Origin of the sequence: [Bacteroides] pectinophilus (genome assembly GCA_025146925.1) — a bacterium.
Classification (GTDB): Bacteria; Bacillota; Clostridia; order Lachnospirales; family Lachnospiraceae; genus Bacteroides_F; species Bacteroides_F pectinophilus.
This window is the reverse complement of record CP102260.1, coordinates 2452564-2468418: the sequence shown is the minus strand read 5'-3', so window position 1 is coordinate 2468418 and position 15855 is coordinate 2452564. Positions and strand designations below refer to the sequence as shown.

Below are 15855 nucleotides of genomic sequence, written 5' to 3'. Positions count from 1 at the left end.
TGAAGAAAGAAAAGATTACAAACAAGGTTAGGATAATTCGATATATAATAAGAAGGTTGGTGATATTATGAATATATTTTTTAACAGCCGAATTTATGCTAATCAGTCATTGCTTAATGTCCTGTTTGGTCAACAACAAAAAGCGACAATCAGTCGAAGCAATGGTTGTATAGGCACAAGAGATACTTTGACGATAAGCGCATCAGGAAAGGAAAAACTTACAAAAAGTACAAGTGGAAGAACACATAATACAAGTATTGATAGCAGCATTGACTTAAAGTCCTATATAGCTTCAGCCAAAAAAACGAATCAGGAGATCATTGAGAATGCAGGAACACAGATTAATGCGAAAACAAGTGAATATATGAGTACAGGTAAAGCATTTAGGGAGGCATTAACGGAAAAGTATTCTAAACTTGCCGCAGAAGCAAAAACGCATTCCAATCCTGAAAATTATATTCATTCCAAGTATTTTGATAAGAGTTCAGAGTATTACGAGACTAATCTGACTGATACAGAACGTAGGATTGCATATAATTATGAGATGCAGATGTGCCGGACAGGAAAGATAAATGGTGTAAATTATCAGGATTCTTTGTTCAGGGGAATTGAAGTGGACGGTGACAGTGTAGATTCGGATAAAATCCAATTTGAAAGAGCATTGATAAATTCGCAAATTTCAAATATTTTAAAGCAGGCTGGTGTAGATACATCTTCTATTACGAAAGATTGTACTTTTACTGTCGATCCATACAGTTATGAAATAACGGTAGATGGCGTGGATGAAGAAACAAAGGTGTTGATGCAGGATGCCTTAAATGTAGGAGATAACGGAAAAAACCTCTATAAGCATATATATTATTGTTCAACACAAGATGGCTGTGAGAGTTCTCAGATAACAAAGGAATCAAAAATGAAATACGAAGCATATCATCAAGTTTATAGTTATACAGGATATGAATTAGATAAACTTGAGGAAAAAAACGGGACATATTATACGGAGTCAGGAGAGAATATATTAGACTTAGTGGATAAGGCTGTTGAAGATTCTGGAAAAGTTCCGAAAGAGTTCAAGCAGCAAATGAAGAATTGGATACATGACCTGGTTTCAACTATGTCAACTAAAGGATGGAACAATGTGCCGGATATGACTTTAAGCATTTTATATGGAAAGAGTGGTTTAAAGGACATGAATCAGTTGATCACATATCAATATGAAGCTGATAGTACAAACAGGCAATGGTATTCTGTACTTTAGAAATATAATATTTTTGAAAAAATATAGGGAAGTGTGTCAAGTATAGTAATATAGTTTTTTAGATAAAATATATGATTCGAAATTTTTAAATTAAAAAATAAACAATAGAGGGAGGGAAAGCGTTTTAATAATGAATCTATATAAATCAAAAAACTATAAAATAAAGAACTATGAACAGAAAGGAATTATTCATGAAAAAGAGAAAAATAGCAACAATATTATTGGCAGCATGTTTGCTGTTAGGAAATGTCTCAGTAGCGAATGCGGCAAGTATTGATAATGGCAATAAAGTACATTTCAATACAGAAGATAACGACACGGATTTAACATTATTACAATCGAAAATTGCAACCGAAGAAGTGACTTGTGACTTTACGGATGCAACAAATGATGGAGCAAGTGCATATGCAGATACAAGAAGGGTGTCAAATAAATATATGTGGAGTGCAAGCACGATGGAATATAATTTCTCTGATCAGAAATGGACATCGAATACAGAAATTTTTAGTACATATGCAAAAACATCAGAAGGGTTTGTAATGTCTGGTTTCTTACTGAATCCAAAAGGTCAGAGCAACTATAATTCGGCATTAAGAGAGGGGTATCTGAATGATTCTGCATATGATGAAAATCAGGGACATTATTATCAATGTGTTGTTTCGGATGAGGACTGTAATAATATTACATTTATGTTAGAATCTAATGTTAATGTATTTATTTTTGACAATGATATAAATTTAATATATCGTTCATCGGATGAGGCGGGAGTTACCAGTTATTTTGACAGATATTATTCAACAACTAAAACGATTGCAGGAACGTCGAATAAGGTAATTAGTTTAGGTCTTATTGATGGAAATTATTATATTGTTTTTAAGGTAAAAGATGCAACAGCAACTACCGGTTATCATTATGGATATTATGCTGGACAACCATTGCCAATAGCACAAACAACAACCTTTTCGGATCTTACACATTATACAACAATAAAGTGGAATCGAAGCTCATCTAGCCAATCAGCAAGTACGCAAACATTGACCATTAATTGTCCTAGTGGAAGTGAAGATGAGTATGCATTGACAGGTGTGAAATTTTCGGATAAATCAAAAGCATTTGCTAATAATACATACGCATCAAGCATTGACTATTATTATACGCCAGCAACTGCTAGTTATTCAAAAAAACTAGCACAAACAGGTGGTTGGTGGAGTGACTTGGTTGACAATAATCCACCATCAGGATCAATTGATGGAAACTATGCAACATCTGTTACAGTACATTGGGTAAGTGGTATTTCTTATGTAAATGCTAGTTGCACTACAATGACACAGATGACATTGGATTATTTAGTTCCTTTCGGAATAATAGTGGGCTAAATATTTAGAAAGATAAATAAATTACTGATGGTATTTTTATACCATCCGTGGATTCCAAGAGGTGACGATAAGATGGGACACTATGTACATTATATAGGTGGCGGAATAGTAGATAGTAAAATATATGAGACAGGAAATGCAGCAAAAAGTTTTAAATCGCCGATGAAAGAATTAAATGAGCAAACGGTGTTAATAGAAAATGCCAAAACAAATAAGAATGATAGTTATCATCAGCATACGAAATACGATGATCAGGTAGATCGCTATTACAGTACATATGATATAGGAACATTGTTGCATAATAATGAAAGTTATTTAGAGGGAACAATCGATTCAAAATATGATGTAGATTACTATTCTTTTTCTTATCCGCAAAAAAGTTTTTACTCTAAAATGGGTATATCTTCAGAGATAACGATTTCATTGGAAAGCAAGAATAGTCAGGCATATAATTTAGTATTGTACGATTTATATGGCAATCAGATTGGAATAGCGACAGATGATGGACATGGTAATAAACAGCTTACGGTACCTAATTGGGACTGCGTTACATCAGATTATGTGATCAGAGTAGAAAATTCCAATATGACATCGGATTCCGGGGAAGGTTCCTATAGAATAAAAATTACGGAAACGAAAAACAGGGATACTTCAAGTAGTAATGTGCAGCACTCACAAGAAATAGCAAATGCAGATAATTCAGAAGAAAAAAATGCAATAAAGCAGAAATATGAAAAAACATATCAAAGCGAAATTGACAAATTACATCAGATGCAATTTGAAGCGTTGCCGGAAGATGAAAAATATTCGGGAACGGATAGTGTAGAAGAATTATTAAATAAGATGAAAAAGGGGGAGCAGTTAAGTGTGTCGGAAATGGCATATGTGAAAATATTTGCCAATTTATCTGATTATGAGAGAGCAGAGAAGTCGAATTATATAAAAAACGATTTTTATGCAGAAATAGAAAGAATAGCAAATGAAAAAGGAATTGAACTGCCAGATACATCATGGAAAATTGAAATAGATGTATCTGGAACTATTACGATTAACGGGGACATTACAGAAGAAAACAAAGAACAGATAAAAAATATGATATCGGAAAATTTTGCTGATGATATGTGGGAAAAATATATTCAGACAGCAGATATTTCTAACACACAATATAGATTAGTAAATGCTTACTATGAAGTGGAACAGTTCATTCAGAAAGCAACAAATGGACAGTATTCATTTGACGATATAAACGTAGATGACAATGGGAAGATTACCGGACTTCCAGAGAAAATGTGTAAAATAATGAACTCCCAGGAAGCCAATGCGAAATATGAGGAAATACGAGATAATATCTATATGCTGACGGATTATAAAAATCAATATGGATTGGAGGATATTCTTGCATTTAAGGCAGGGTATAATATTTCGGACTCTGAGGTAAGTACTGTGGGTACATCTGGCAATAATAGTGTTATGGATAATGCAGGATACTATAAAAATATGAAAACTATAATATAATGATAGAACCTAATAGAAATGGCGGGTTTAAAAGACATGAATCAGTTGATTACATATCAGTATGAAGCTGATAGTATGGACAGACAATGGTATTCTATACTGTAGCAATATAATTTGGGGGGAAAATATAGGAAATGTGCCGTCAAGATGATGGCACATTTTCTATATATATGATATTTATTTAGAGCCTATTTAGATAATATGCAGAGTACTTTATATTTATTTAATGGAAAAATAAAAATTACCGATATAGTAGGAAGATAGGAAGAAGGTGAGTAATATGCTGGAAATTGCTGTTTGTGATGACGATATAGCAGATCTTGAGTGTGCAGTGAATATGCTGCATAAGATTTTTACAAGTCAAAAGATTGCTTATCATATAGAGAAATTTATGTCTGCAAATCAAATGCTTGAAAATATCAGTCGTATTGATATCGGAATTTTAGATATTTCGATGGAAGAACTGAATGGTATTAAACTGGGGAGAAAATTGAAAGAAAAATTTCCAGATGTGAAATTAGTGTATATTACGAGTTATGAAGAATATTGTATGCAGGTCATTAACGAAGTTCATGCATTTTCATTTCTATGTAAACCATTGGAATATGATAAACTGGAATTGCAGATATTGGAACTTCTGAATCAACTGCCGGATGCCATAGTAGAAAAGAATTTTTATAAAGTGACTGACAGCAATGGAAAAGAGTATCTGTCGATCAAACTGAAACTGAGGGATATTTTATATTTTGAATACATAAAAAGATCCAGAAAAGTACTGATAGCATTGTCTGATATTACATATGAGTATGATTGTATCTTTGAAAAACTGGTTGAAGAACTGCAACCATATGATTTTGTTGTGAATTGTAGAGGAAATCTGGTTAATTTAAGGCATATTGAAAAAATAAAGGACTTTATTATTTATATGGATAATGGAAAAGAACTTCAGATTGCACAAAGGAGAAGCAACGATTTTAGAGAAGAAGTAAATAAATTTTTGCAGAGAAATTCATAGGAGGAAAAATGAATACGATTTTACTGCTATTATGTAATGCACTTTCATGTTTTATAATAAGTACGATATTATTTCAGTTTATGAATGGAAAGTATAAAAAGAGTAGTCGAAATAGATATGTATATATTGTGATTGAGACTACCACAGTAATATTTACATTCTGTATAAATATGCTCAATCATTCCATATTAAATCTAGTAGTCTGGGGCGTTTTGACGGGGATTATAGTATATGTTCTGTATTATGAGGATATAGATAAACCCTTAAGACGTATTATTGAATGTGAAGCATTAGTATTTTGTATGTCTGTCTGTGAATCATTGGGAGTGATTCTTTTACAATGCATTTTGCAAGCCGCAGATATAAAAAATGTGAATGAAACGATGCTTTATTGCCTTGAGGTAACATTTTCAAAGGTGATACTTATTTTTTTGTATTACACATTCATAAACAGGTTTGTGAAAAAAAGTGATGTCCCTTATTCAAAGACACGGTACATCATGTATGGAATTATACTTCTATACAGTCTGATTAACATGAGTGTAATTGTAGAGAATTTTAAAAATGGAGAAGAAAATTATTTGTGTGCAGTCAACATGGGATGTATTGTTCTGGCAGATTTATACCTTTTATATTTTGTAAAAATGGCAGATGAAAAGAACTATTACGAAAAGCAGTTGATCGCATTAGAGCAGCAGGCAAAGGTACAATACGAATACTATTTGACCCAGGCAAAAAAGTATGATCAAACCATTCAGATATTACATGATGTAAATAAGCATATTAAAGCAATCGAAGGGTTATATGGTGCAGAGCAGGAAAAAACGGCAGGAGAATATGCAACAAAGATCAGAGAGTTGTTGAAGCCGCTTATTCCGGTTCAATACACAGAAAATCCGATCTTGAATATACTTCTTACAGATAAAGAATCTGTTATGAGAGAAAAGGGGATTTCAGTAACAATAAAGGTAGATAATGTGAATTTGAATTTCATTGAACCAATCGACATTACAACTATTTTTGGAAATTTATTAGATAATGCGATTGAAGCAACAGAAAAGCTGAAAGGCGAGAAATATATTTGCATTAAGATTGGTTCATATCATAAGATGATAGTTGTCAGCATTGAAAATAATTGTAATGAAGTAAAGTGGAGAAATGGTTTTCCAGTATCAAATAAAGGAAAAAATGGTGGAATAGGATTGCTGAATGTTCAGAGCAGTATAAAAAAATATGATGGAGATTTAACATTGAAGAATGATGGAAATAAATTTGCTGCTGAGTTATTCCTTAATTCATAAAAGAGCATTTTTGGCTATTTTTTTGTAAAGAGTCTTACTTCGTGCAAAAAAATCGTACTTGGTGCAGAAAAGGTAAAATATCAGAAGGGGTGTGTCGATAGAAAAAAATAAAGTGGATGATACATATAAAAAATTTAATGATGGGAGGTTTCGCTTATGTCAAGAATTACGGACTACGGTTTTTTATTTCAAACAACATTTGGAACATCAAAAACAAATTTGGTCAACAATATTCAGTTGTCCAAAATGAACAGCAGTTCTGTACAAAAACAATTAAAAGCAGCAGGGATTGACACAAACAGTAAAAAGTATAAAGCAGCACTGAGTGAGATGATGAAGAATGGAAACGGTGCAATGTTTACAAATGTTCAGGCAATTAAGAACCTGATGAGCCAGTATGACAAAAACGGAGACTGGATTGATCCGAATACCGGATTAACAGGACTTGCTGTAACGGATGAGAACAGAAACAGTTATAAACATATCATTTCTATTCCAGAGAGCAGCCGGGAAGAAATGTTTGAACTGGCAAAGAAAGAATTCTTAAATGAAAACGGTACTTTAAATGGTGATACTACCAAAAGAGAGAGCGTATATAACAATTTATATAGAAAAATGGATAAAGATGACCGCTTATCAGCAGGCTGGACAATGGAACAATATGAACATCAATACAGACAGGCATTTGCAGAAGCAGCAAAAGCCGCTGATCCTACATGGAAAGCGGGTAAACCAATACCGGCTGGTGCATTGGATGGTATTACAAGGGAGTCGGCGGAAAGTGGCAGGAAGTCAGTAGATATAAAGTTATAGATAGATTTATTTGTGAGCCACGAGGTGAAACTAAGATAATGGGTTTTAAGGAGGAAAAATAGGATATGAAAATATCTAATTACATGAATAATACGAATTCAATAATGGAAAAAAATACTGATAAAGTACAGAAAGGAAATAGTCAGACAAACGAAAAACATACAGTGGGGCAATCAGTGAAGCTTTCGATTTCTAATGAGGGATTGGAGTATTATCGTAATCGTATACAGCAGAGTGGACAGGAAAAATATGATGATGTGGTTCAAAGAAAGGAACTGTTAGCGAGTAAAAAAATCAGTGATATTGATTATAGTTATGAAATTCAAAAGAAGGCAGCACAGCAGAATCAAAATGTTGATACAGGAAAAAGTGCCTTAAATATTACTGACAAGGCAAATAATTATGTTAAAGCATACGCAGAATTATATGATGAAATTGTGAAGGGCTATGAAAATGGAACCAGAGAAATATATGTAGCTGATGAAAATGGACCTCGTAAGCTTACAAAGGATGAAGAGTTAAGCAATTTAGATGCTGCATATAAAAAAACAGTGGATGACTTTGTGACAATGGAGACAACCAATCAGCATGCCCGTGGAATTATTGGTGAAGAAATGAATAAAATTTCAAAAATTACCACAAGGTCAACTTTGGCATCGGCTTACATTGAGGAGCAAAAAACCAGGGGAAAGGACGAAATCCCAGAAAATTTAACTGAGAAAATGTATGGTGCAATTACCTCATTTAAGGAGAAATATACAATGATTCAGCCTAATAGAGAGCAGTTATTGATGAGCATTAAGATTTGATGATGTTAGTACTATGATTTACAAATAAAAATAGTAATTACATATCATATTGAGGCTGAGAGAAATTAAATATCCAAGTCGTTCAATATAATAGAAATTATTTTAAGTTTCAATAACAGGGAGGTAGGATTATGGCAATTACAGGTATCAATAACAGCAGTTGCACATCGTATTATGCTTCAAATTACAAGAATACTGTTAAAAAAACAGATAGTGAAAAGGATAGTACAAATACAAAAGACGGCAACGTGACAACAAGTACAGTTGAATTAAAAACATCACGTCCCGGTGTGACAAAAACAGAGCAGATTAAGACGGGGTATAGCAATGTAAATGATTATTCAAAATACTTGCAGGGAAAATACCATTATGTGAATACGGGAACGACTTCAATGCAAGGGGTTCCGACAACAGTATCCGTTTCAAGTGCATTTTTACAGAAGTGTATGAATGATCCGGAAAAAGCAAAGTATCTGGAGGAAAACTTAGCAGCCATTCCAGATTGTGCCAAAAGTGCGGTTAATGGATGTTTGGGCACTTTGACAAATCTGAGTTATAAGGTTGATGAAAACGGAAATATTTCGGTGGCAATATCTGGTACAAATGATCCAGATGGGAAAATAGCGAAAGAGAATGCTGAACGAAAAGCAAAAGAGAACAGAGAAAAAGAGGAAAAGGTAAAAGAGAAAAGAGCTGCTAAAAAAGCAGAGGAAGAAAAAGCTGCAAAGAAACGTGCAGAAAAATCGGCAGAAAGAAAGGAAACGGGTGATTATACCTTATCCGTAACTGGTACTGATGTAAAAAGTATGACACAAAGCCTTGTAGCAGGATCTGTGAGTATTTCTGTACCTGATAGATCGAGTTTTGATATTAAGGCATAAGAAGATTCGGTAAAAGGAAAATATCAAATCGGTACTTTGGTTGGAACTGCGATTTTGGCTAAAAGATTGTGAGTTGCCAATATAATCAATAGTTTCTTCTATGAAAAGATAAGATGACAGGGTGGAAGGCTATGGAGAGCTGACCGCCCTGTTTTTATCCAGAAAAATGCAGAAATAATCAAGAGAAAATCAAAATCTTTCTGCTATTCTGTTTCATGGGTTTTATATGTACGAAGATAGGCTTCTACAAGTGCAAGAATGGTGGTTATCTGATCGCTTGTACATTCTGAAAGATAGACCAGCAGTCTTTGGTAATCCAGATTATCAAATGAATAGCAGTTCTGTACAGAAACAATTAAAAGCAGCAGGGATCGACACAAACAGTAAAAAGTATAAAGCAGTACTGAGTGAGATGATGAAAAATGGAAACGGTGCAATGTTTACAAATGTTCAGGCAATTAAGAACCTGATGAGCCAGTATGACAAAAATGGAGACTGGATTGATCCGAATACCGGATTAACAGGACTTGCTGTAACGGATGAGAACAGAAACAGTTATAAACATATCATTTGAGGCGGTTTTTAATGCGAAAGCCTAATGAAAGAATGGAGGTATTATAAAATGTCTAGTATGAACAATTATATGAATGGCATCTATGACAATAACATATCCTGTAGGAGTTGCATGTTCTGCGATTATGTATTTTATAATAAAGCAAAATGGTAATTTTTTGAAAAAAGTTTCGGATTAGATGTAGTGTTTGCCGCTGAAACCGTAGTATATGAGTGAAGCCGGAAAGGAGGCGGTGTGATGATAGACGATGAAAAAATCATAGAAATGTTTTTTGAGCGTTCGGAACAGGGCATACGGGAACTGGACATAAAATACGGAAAAGCCTATCACAATCTTTCCTACCATATAGTAGGGAGCAGACAGGACGCGCAGGAATGTGTAAACGACGCTTATTTAGGTGCATGGAACGCCATTCCCCCAGCACGACCTAACCCATTGTTGTCGTATCTTTTGAAAATCGTTCGGAATATTTCGCTCAAAATCTATTGGAGAAAGGAAGCAGCCAAACGAAGCAGTCATTACACGATTGCTTTGGAGGAAATTGAAGCCTGTATTGCAGACCAGAAAAACATTGAAGAAGAAATCGAGGTCAGAGAGTTAGCCTGTATCATTGAGTCTTTTTTAGACACGCTGACTATCGAAAACCGCGTTATCTTTATGCGCCGCTATTGGTTTTCCGACAGCTACAAGGACATAGCCGAGTTTGTAGGGCTTTCAGAAAAAAATATTTCTGTCCGGCTGACCCGTATCCGCGAGAAAATGAAGCAATACTTGATTGAAAGAGAGGTATTCGTATGAACGCAAAGAAATTTTCTGACGCTATGAGCGAGCTTGATACAAAATATGTTGATGAAGCACTCAACTACAAAACGAAAATGAAAAAGCCTATATGGATAAAGTGGGGAATTATGGCAGCCTGTCTTTGCCTTATAATTTGCGTAGTTACAATTCCGCGTTTACTTAATGGCTCTAATCCCCCTATTTCTGGAGATTTGGCTCCTATGGTTTATGTAAATAACAAGTTGTATCAATATACGGATAGTCAACTCGATTTTACAGATAAAGAAAGCCAGTTCACTTATTTAGGGGAAATCGAAAGCAAAGTTAGCTCATCGCAAGAGCCAAAAGAGAATTTCCAAGCCAATGACGATATTGTAGGTGCTAAAGTATATCAATATGAAAATAATATTGTGGTTTTAATTGATGGTAAATATTTCTTATATAGTCATATGGAAGATGCTGAAAATGAAACGGTTGAATTTGAAGGACAGTTATTTAACAAATCGGACTTATCCGAAGAAACCCTTGAATGGCTTGAGTGGTATAATTCGATACCGCCAGAAAAACAACTTGCTGTCAATTCAATTCCAGCCGAGCTATATACTGATGACGGTGTTGGAACGGTTGACGCAGACCAAGAAAAATAATTTTGATTGACACCCACAAGGGACAGCCGAGATTGAGGATGGAAAGAAGAAAATCCGCCAGTTTGAGAACTTGGAAAAGAGGTTGCGTCAAAAGTTATCCAAAGAGGAACGAAGAACACGCAACAACCACCTGTATAATCAAGAGGGCACTTAACAGTGAAACTTATTTCTTGGAGATTTATGACGATATATACTATATAGCATTGAGTTAATTCTAAACGGATTTTGAATTTATTTACAAGGAGGTTTTATATGTCAATGAATATCAGCGGATTAGGCAATACCTATAATGGTATCAACACAAATAGTAAACAATATAAGGCTTTGAAAGAAAAAGGCTGGTTATCTGGTATTATGCAAAATGAAGCCATGATGTCAGCAGAAGAAAGATTGATATATGAAACATTCGGTGGAAGAGATACCATTATTAAGAATCTGATGAAGCAATTTGATTCGGATGGCGATTTACTGAATGCAAATGGAGTGGCGGGAATGGATGTTACCGGAAAAGGTACATCATGGCAGCAGCTCACGAGTGTATCCGAGGAATATCGTCAAAAGATGTTTGATAATGTGAAGAGGGAATTTATTAAGGAAAACGGTATTTCAAATGGTGATACAACTAAGCGTTCAGATATTTTTAAGGATTATCAGTTAAGCGTAAGTAAAGACAAACGTTTAAGTGGTACATGGACTTTAGAGCAATACGAAGGACAGTATAGAGCTGCTATGTATGCAGCAGTGAAATCGGCTAATCCAAATTGGAAGCCGGGACAAAAGTTTGATACAAGCATTCTTGATAACGTTACAAGAGAATCAGTGGAATCTACGCTTGTCAAAAATGGTAATAGGTTAGTTCGCAATTCTATTGATGTATCAGTATAGAATACAACATCTTTGGTGCTAGAGATACGGTCAAATAAGCTGCTCCATCATGGGAAAAGTATAAAATTAGGAGCTTTAGATAATATCACAAGGGAAAAGTTTTCAAAAACTTCTGGTAACTCTTTGAAATACATATCATATCAATAGATACGATAATATAAATTATGTTTGTATTTGTTGATAACAGGTTTATATCGGAAAAATTGTAAATTTATTTTCTATGTGAATTTTCATTTTTGTAGGGCTGGCATTAGACCAGCCCTTGATTTCATTATAATAGATAAAAAGATATTGAATATATATGCACGGTAAAAAGACGATTCTCAATAAATGAGATTGGGAAAAAGTAACCTTAGTGCTGTTGAAAAAATCACCATAGTTCTAATGAATCTTCTGCATCTACCCATATCTGCATTGTTTCATCAAGATATAATTTTGCATATTCAAGCGGTTTATCAATGGCAAGTGCGTTCAATGCACAGTCTGATCCGGGTGTGGTTTTTAAATCCTTTTCGGCTTCCCAACAGTCAATGCGGAGCATATAACCAGCAGAAGTATAAATATCAATGCTGTTTCTGTGTGGATTGTATTCTGCAAATATTGTTCTCATCGTATAGAATCTCCTTATCATTCAATCAGTCATTTGTTACAAAAATCAGAAGCATTTCAATCAGTTCACCATGTCACTTTTATTTTGTGTTATACTGTTTTATAGATTTTTCTTGCCCTTGTATTTGCCCTTATCAGAGTTCGTAAACGCTGACGGGACGATATAACACAAGGGAAACAATAAGGGAAAGCTCACCTGCGATAAATCCAGTGTTTTCAAGGGTTTGCAGAGAATTTAATAACAAAATATAACAGTTATTAAATTCCCTAAAACAGGTGAAATCTCAATCGGAAGTTATGGAGGTACTTTATGAACGAGAGAGAAAAAATTATCCGATTATGGTTTGATATGTGGATTAAGAAAGCAGATTTAGGAATTGACAATATTTTTACAGATGATGTTGTATATACTGAGAGTTGGAGTCCTAAATATGAAAACCGCAAAACGGTAAAGCACTGGTTTGACGAATGGAATACACGCGGAAGTGTTCTTGTCTGGGAGATTAAGCAATTTTTTCATCAAGGAAATCAAACAATCGTGGAGTGGTATTTTAAAAGCAAAATGAATAATGGAAATGTTGAAGAATTTGACGGAATATCTTTAATTGTATGGACACAGGATAACAAAATAAAATCATTAAAAGAGTTTGGTTGCAATCTTCATAATTACAATCCATATCGAGATAGTGATATTCCCGTATTTCGAGAAGAAAAAGCAAATTGGTTTTGAGAGGACTATAAATTCAAGTTTGCCGAAATATCTGGCTAACTTTCCCTATTTTACAGGCTTTCCAGCCCATTCATTAGTGAAATGATATGTATTTTCCCTTATTTTTGCCCTTATGAGATAATCACAAGGGAAATAAGGGAAAGTTTTATTTAGTCGTTTCCTGCCACTTTATCAAGTAACCTTGCGGATTCCCGCTTGGCTTTTCTTGTGGAGTGAGCGTAGACATTCATTGTGGTGCTGACATCTGAGTGTCCTAACAGTTCCTGCACATCCTTTGGTGCTGCTCCGTTTGCCAGAAGGTTACTTGTGTAGGTGTGTCGCAACTGGTGAAAATGAAATCCTTCAAATCCTTCCAGTTTCTGAGCAATCTTCCTGCAAATAGTTCCTAACGTGCTTGGCAATTCCAGACTTCCATCCGGTCTTAAGCAGACAAAGGATATTTCTTTATAATCCTCTGGAATACTCTCTGTTCCGTCCAGATGATAGAACTCATAGTAAACTCTATTTTTGTCTTTTACTTCTCTGTAGTAGTTTTTGTGGTAAAGTTCTCCGTACTGCATTCGGTTTTTAAGCTGTTCCTTTCGGGCATTACGAAGAATCTCTGTCAGCGTATCTCCAAAATCAACAATCCTTACTTTTCTTCGCTTGGTCGGTCCGATGATGTTCTTGTGCCTTGAACCATCATAACGGATGCTTCGTCTGATTGTAAGGCACTGTTCTTCAAGATTTACATCCTGCCATGCCAGCCCACAGGCTTCACCGATACGAAGTCCTGTATAATAAGCTATCTGGATTGGAAGAATTGCCGGTGGATTGTAATCCTGTAGAAATTCAATCAGTCTTTCATAATCCTTTCGTGGAATTGGCTGTATATCGCCATCCATGTCATCATCGGAAAACAGGTCAACCTCATCCGTCTGGTATTTCAGCTTAATATACTGCATAGGATTAAAAGTGATATATTGCTTTGGTGATACTGCAAATCGAAATGACTGCTGTAATACTGCCGAGAAAGAACGGATGTAATCTTTGCTGTAGCCTTTTCTTTCTGAACCATCGGGATAAGTGCCACCAAAGGAAAGCAGATCGAAGAAGGCTTGTAAATGCTCAGATGTTACATTTTTCAGCTTTCTTTCTGAAATTGGATGTTTCTTGATATTGGTAATAGCACCGAGGTAATTCTGGACTGTCCCATTACTGAGAGTACCGGTCTTTAATTCTTCCTCTGCCCATATATCAAGTAATTCTCCAACTGTAATATTTTCCGACTTTGCAATGAATTTCTTGCTTTCGTAATCGTCCATTGCCTGACGGAGCAGTTTTTCCGTTTCACTCTTGCTTTCTGTTCCAGCGTATTCTTTCTGAACCAGATTGCCGCTTTGATCTTCTACATAGAAGCGGTAGTACCATTTCTTTCCTTTTTTTCTTACAGATCCTTTTGCCATAATCGTGTGTCTCCTTTCGATATCAGACAATCGGAACTGATGAAATGCTTCTTGCGTGTAGGCATCTTATGGACAAGTCCATAAGCCAATTCGCCGCTCGTCAAATCTGTAAACAGCCTGACTTGCTCGTGCTCATTGTATCATAACTCCGGTTGTCGTTCTATACCGAATCGGAATTATCTTCTAAGAGATGGGATAGTCTCTGTGCCGCCACATCCGGATTCTTGGAATATGTTCTTATGATGTCAGCTATGTCATTGAATGCATTAACAGAGTGGGTTATCTCTCTTAAAAACATTATCTCATTGTATTCCTGATTGGATTCAAAACCCATCTTGGCTGCTACATCTTCATATTCTGTATTTCCCTTGAAGTTATTGCAGGCATTTGTAAATGAATCAGCAAAGAGCTTGTATTCGTTTAATATTGCCAGCAACAGGTTCTTGGCGAAATCTCCATCTGCATTATCAAGGTTAGTTGGTAGATTTTCGATAATTCCTGTCATAGCGTCTCTTATAAGAAGTTCTTTCTTATCTGTTATATCTGTTTCGTAGCTGTCAGTTTCGCCTTTAAGCCATTCCACAGATACATGAAGTGCTTCGGAAAGTCCTTCGAGTACCATCTTCTTGGTATTGTCGATTGTTCCAGCTTCATAACGCTGTATGGTGGAAGCGGTGACTCCCATCTTGTCTGCAACATAAGGTTGTGTAAGGTTTAATTCTGTTCTGCGGCTTTTAGCTCTCTCACCGATAATCCGGCGAAGTTCCTTATCCTTCATGTTGTCTGCCTCCTTTTCGGTTATTCCTTTCGGTATGTTCATACTATATCATATAAAAAATAAAATTGCAATATGCAATACAGTAATTATCTTTATAATTTCGTAACGCTTGACAATAAAATATAAACGCGATATACTGACAGAAAAATAAATTGCATAATGCAATTTGAAAGGAGAGGATTAAATGACGGAAAGAAAGATAGCTTTATCTATAGAAGATGCTGCCAATTATACAGGAATTGGAAGAAACACTCTGAGAAAACTTGTTGAGTGGGAAAAACTTCCGGTTCTAAAGGTAGGAAGAAAAGTTCTCATAAAAACGGATATGCTTGAAAAGTTTATGGAAGTCAACGAAGGCAGAGACTTAAGAGATAAGAGCAACGTAAAAGCAGTCACAAGAAAAGTAATAACTTAAAAGAGGCGGCTTCTAATGAAACCG

The 15855-nt window shown here is 35.1% G+C and carries 16 protein-coding genes and 2 pseudogenes; 14 read left to right on the top strand and 4 right to left on the bottom strand.

The features are described 5' to 3' along the window. Positions 1-67: 67 nt before the first annotated feature. From NQ488_11555 to NQ488_11520, 8 genes are all read left to right on the top strand, one after another. Complete coding sequence (locus NQ488_11555) at positions 68-1258, top strand: DUF4885 domain-containing protein (GenBank protein UWN95200.1); 1191 nt, start codon at positions 68-70, stop codon at positions 1256-1258. Between the two features lie 191 nt (positions 1259-1449). Next, positions 1450-2634, top strand: a complete 1185-nt coding sequence (locus NQ488_11550; protein ID UWN95199.1) for a hypothetical protein — start codon at positions 1450-1452, stop codon at positions 2632-2634. Positions 2635-2706: 72 nt separating this feature from the next. After that, complete coding sequence (locus tag NQ488_11545) at positions 2707-4149, top strand: hypothetical protein (GenBank protein ID UWN95198.1); 1443 nt, start codon at positions 2707-2709, stop codon at positions 4147-4149. Between the two features lie 280 nt (positions 4150-4429). Further along, entirely contained in the window at positions 4430-5164 is a 735-nt protein-coding gene (locus NQ488_11540; protein ID UWN95197.1) for a LytTR family DNA-binding domain-containing protein, read from the top strand. An 8-nt stretch (positions 5165-5172) separates the two neighbouring features. Continuing rightward, positions 5173-6465 (top strand): ATP-binding protein, encoded by a 1293-nt coding sequence (locus NQ488_11535; protein UWN95196.1) that lies wholly within the window; start codon positions 5173-5175, stop codon positions 6463-6465. A gap of 156 nt (positions 6466-6621) precedes the next feature. Then, positions 6622-7278 (top strand): DUF3879 family protein, encoded by a 657-nt coding sequence (locus NQ488_11530; protein ID UWN95195.1) that lies wholly within the window; start codon positions 6622-6624, stop codon positions 7276-7278. A 65-nt stretch (positions 7279-7343) separates the two neighbouring features. Beyond that, on the top strand, positions 7344-8087 hold the full coding sequence (locus tag NQ488_11525) for a hypothetical protein (GenBank protein UWN95194.1): 744 nt from the start codon (positions 7344-7346) through the stop codon (positions 8085-8087). A gap of 131 nt (positions 8088-8218) precedes the next feature. Continuing rightward, a complete protein-coding gene (locus NQ488_11520; protein UWN95193.1) occupies positions 8219-8968 on the top strand; it encodes a hypothetical protein in 750 nt (249 codons plus the stop codon). Between the two features lie 203 nt (positions 8969-9171). On the opposite strand, the pseudogene NQ488_11515 reads toward NQ488_11520, so the two are convergent. Next, positions 9172-9294: pseudogene (locus tag NQ488_11515) on the bottom strand (XRE family transcriptional regulator). On the opposite strand from NQ488_11515, the pseudogene NQ488_11510 reads away from it, so the two are divergent. The 4 genes and pseudogenes from NQ488_11510 (at position 9294) to NQ488_11495 (ending at position 11854) form a co-directional block, all read left to right on the top strand. After that, positions 9294-9539: pseudogene (locus NQ488_11510) on the top strand (DUF3879 family protein). The pseudogenes NQ488_11515 and NQ488_11510 overlap by 1 nt on opposite strands. A gap of 240 nt (positions 9540-9779) precedes the next feature. After that, the gene (locus tag NQ488_11505) at positions 9780-10340 is read left to right on the top strand and encodes an RNA polymerase sigma factor (protein ID UWN95192.1); all 561 of its coding nucleotides are present in this window, start codon (positions 9780-9782) and stop codon (positions 10338-10340) included. Continuing rightward, the gene (locus NQ488_11500; GenBank protein UWN95191.1) at positions 10337-10969 is read left to right on the top strand and encodes an entericidin like toxin protein; all 633 of its coding nucleotides are present in this window, start codon (positions 10337-10339) and stop codon (positions 10967-10969) included. Before NQ488_11505 ends, NQ488_11500 begins: the two co-directional genes overlap by 4 nt. 258 nt (positions 10970-11227) lie before the next feature. Next, positions 11228-11854 (top strand): DUF3879 family protein, encoded by a 627-nt coding sequence (locus NQ488_11495; GenBank protein ID UWN97154.1) that lies wholly within the window; start codon positions 11228-11230, stop codon positions 11852-11854. 370 nt (positions 11855-12224) lie between these two features. Here the strand turns inward: NQ488_11495 and NQ488_11490 are convergent, their stop codons facing one another. Then, positions 12225-12464 (bottom strand): DUF6061 family protein, encoded by a 240-nt coding sequence (locus NQ488_11490; protein ID UWN95190.1) that lies wholly within the window; start codon positions 12462-12464, stop codon positions 12225-12227. Positions 12465-12773: 309 nt separating this feature from the next. Between NQ488_11490 and NQ488_11485 the strand changes: the two genes are divergently transcribed. After that, entirely contained in the window at positions 12774-13193 is a 420-nt protein-coding gene (locus NQ488_11485) for a nuclear transport factor 2 family protein (protein UWN95189.1), read from the top strand. A gap of 149 nt (positions 13194-13342) precedes the next feature. Here NQ488_11485 and NQ488_11480 read toward each other — a convergent pair whose 3' ends face one another. Continuing rightward, complete coding sequence (locus tag NQ488_11480) at positions 13343-14638, bottom strand: site-specific integrase (GenBank protein UWN95188.1); 1296 nt, start codon at positions 14636-14638, stop codon at positions 13343-13345. 160 nt (positions 14639-14798) lie between these two features. Further along, a complete protein-coding gene (locus tag NQ488_11475) occupies positions 14799-15416 on the bottom strand; it encodes a helix-turn-helix domain-containing protein (GenBank protein ID UWN95187.1) in 618 nt (205 codons plus the stop codon). A 184-nt stretch (positions 15417-15600) separates the two neighbouring features. On the opposite strand from NQ488_11475, the gene NQ488_11470 reads away from it, so the two are divergent. Further along, positions 15601-15831: a helix-turn-helix domain-containing protein gene (locus tag NQ488_11470; protein ID UWN95186.1), complete on the top strand. Its 231-nt coding sequence runs from the start codon at positions 15601-15603 to the stop codon at positions 15829-15831. Positions 15832-15855 lie beyond the last annotated feature (24 nt).

Excerpts from the sequence above, each read along its gene's own strand:
- NQ488_11550 (UWN95199.1), top strand. The coding sequence starts at position 1,450 with ATGAAAAAGAGAAAAATAGCAACAATATTATTGGCAGCATGTTTGCTG.
- NQ488_11485 (UWN95189.1), top strand. The coding sequence starts at position 12,774 with ATGAACGAGAGAGAAAAAATTATCCGATTATGGTTTGATATGTGGATT.
- NQ488_11490 (UWN95190.1), bottom strand. The coding sequence starts at position 12,464 with ATGAGAACAATATTTGCAGAATACAATCCACACAGAAACAGCATTGAT.
- NQ488_11540 (UWN95197.1), top strand. The coding sequence starts at position 4,430 with ATGCTGGAAATTGCTGTTTGTGATGACGATATAGCAGATCTTGAGTGT.
- NQ488_11535 (UWN95196.1), top strand. The coding sequence starts at position 5,173 with ATGAATACGATTTTACTGCTATTATGTAATGCACTTTCATGTTTTATA.
- NQ488_11470 (UWN95186.1), top strand. The coding sequence starts at position 15,601 with ATGACGGAAAGAAAGATAGCTTTATCTATAGAAGATGCTGCCAATTAT.
- NQ488_11525 (UWN95194.1), top strand. The coding sequence starts at position 7,344 with ATGAAAATATCTAATTACATGAATAATACGAATTCAATAATGGAAAAA.
- NQ488_11500 (UWN95191.1), top strand. The coding sequence starts at position 10,337 with ATGAACGCAAAGAAATTTTCTGACGCTATGAGCGAGCTTGATACAAAA.
- NQ488_11545 (UWN95198.1), top strand. The coding sequence starts at position 2,707 with ATGGGACACTATGTACATTATATAGGTGGCGGAATAGTAGATAGTAAA.
- NQ488_11555 (UWN95200.1), top strand. The coding sequence starts at position 68 with ATGAATATATTTTTTAACAGCCGAATTTATGCTAATCAGTCATTGCTT.
- NQ488_11495 (UWN97154.1), top strand. The coding sequence starts at position 11,228 with ATGAATATCAGCGGATTAGGCAATACCTATAATGGTATCAACACAAAT.
- NQ488_11530 (UWN95195.1), top strand. The coding sequence starts at position 6,622 with ATGTCAAGAATTACGGACTACGGTTTTTTATTTCAAACAACATTTGGA.
- NQ488_11505 (UWN95192.1), top strand. The coding sequence starts at position 9,780 with ATGATAGACGATGAAAAAATCATAGAAATGTTTTTTGAGCGTTCGGAA.
- NQ488_11480 (UWN95188.1), bottom strand. The coding sequence starts at position 14,638 with ATGGCAAAAGGATCTGTAAGAAAAAAAGGAAAGAAATGGTACTACCGC.
- NQ488_11520 (UWN95193.1), top strand. The coding sequence starts at position 8,219 with ATGGCAATTACAGGTATCAATAACAGCAGTTGCACATCGTATTATGCT.
- NQ488_11475 (UWN95187.1), bottom strand. The coding sequence starts at position 15,416 with ATGAAGGATAAGGAACTTCGCCGGATTATCGGTGAGAGAGCTAAAAGC.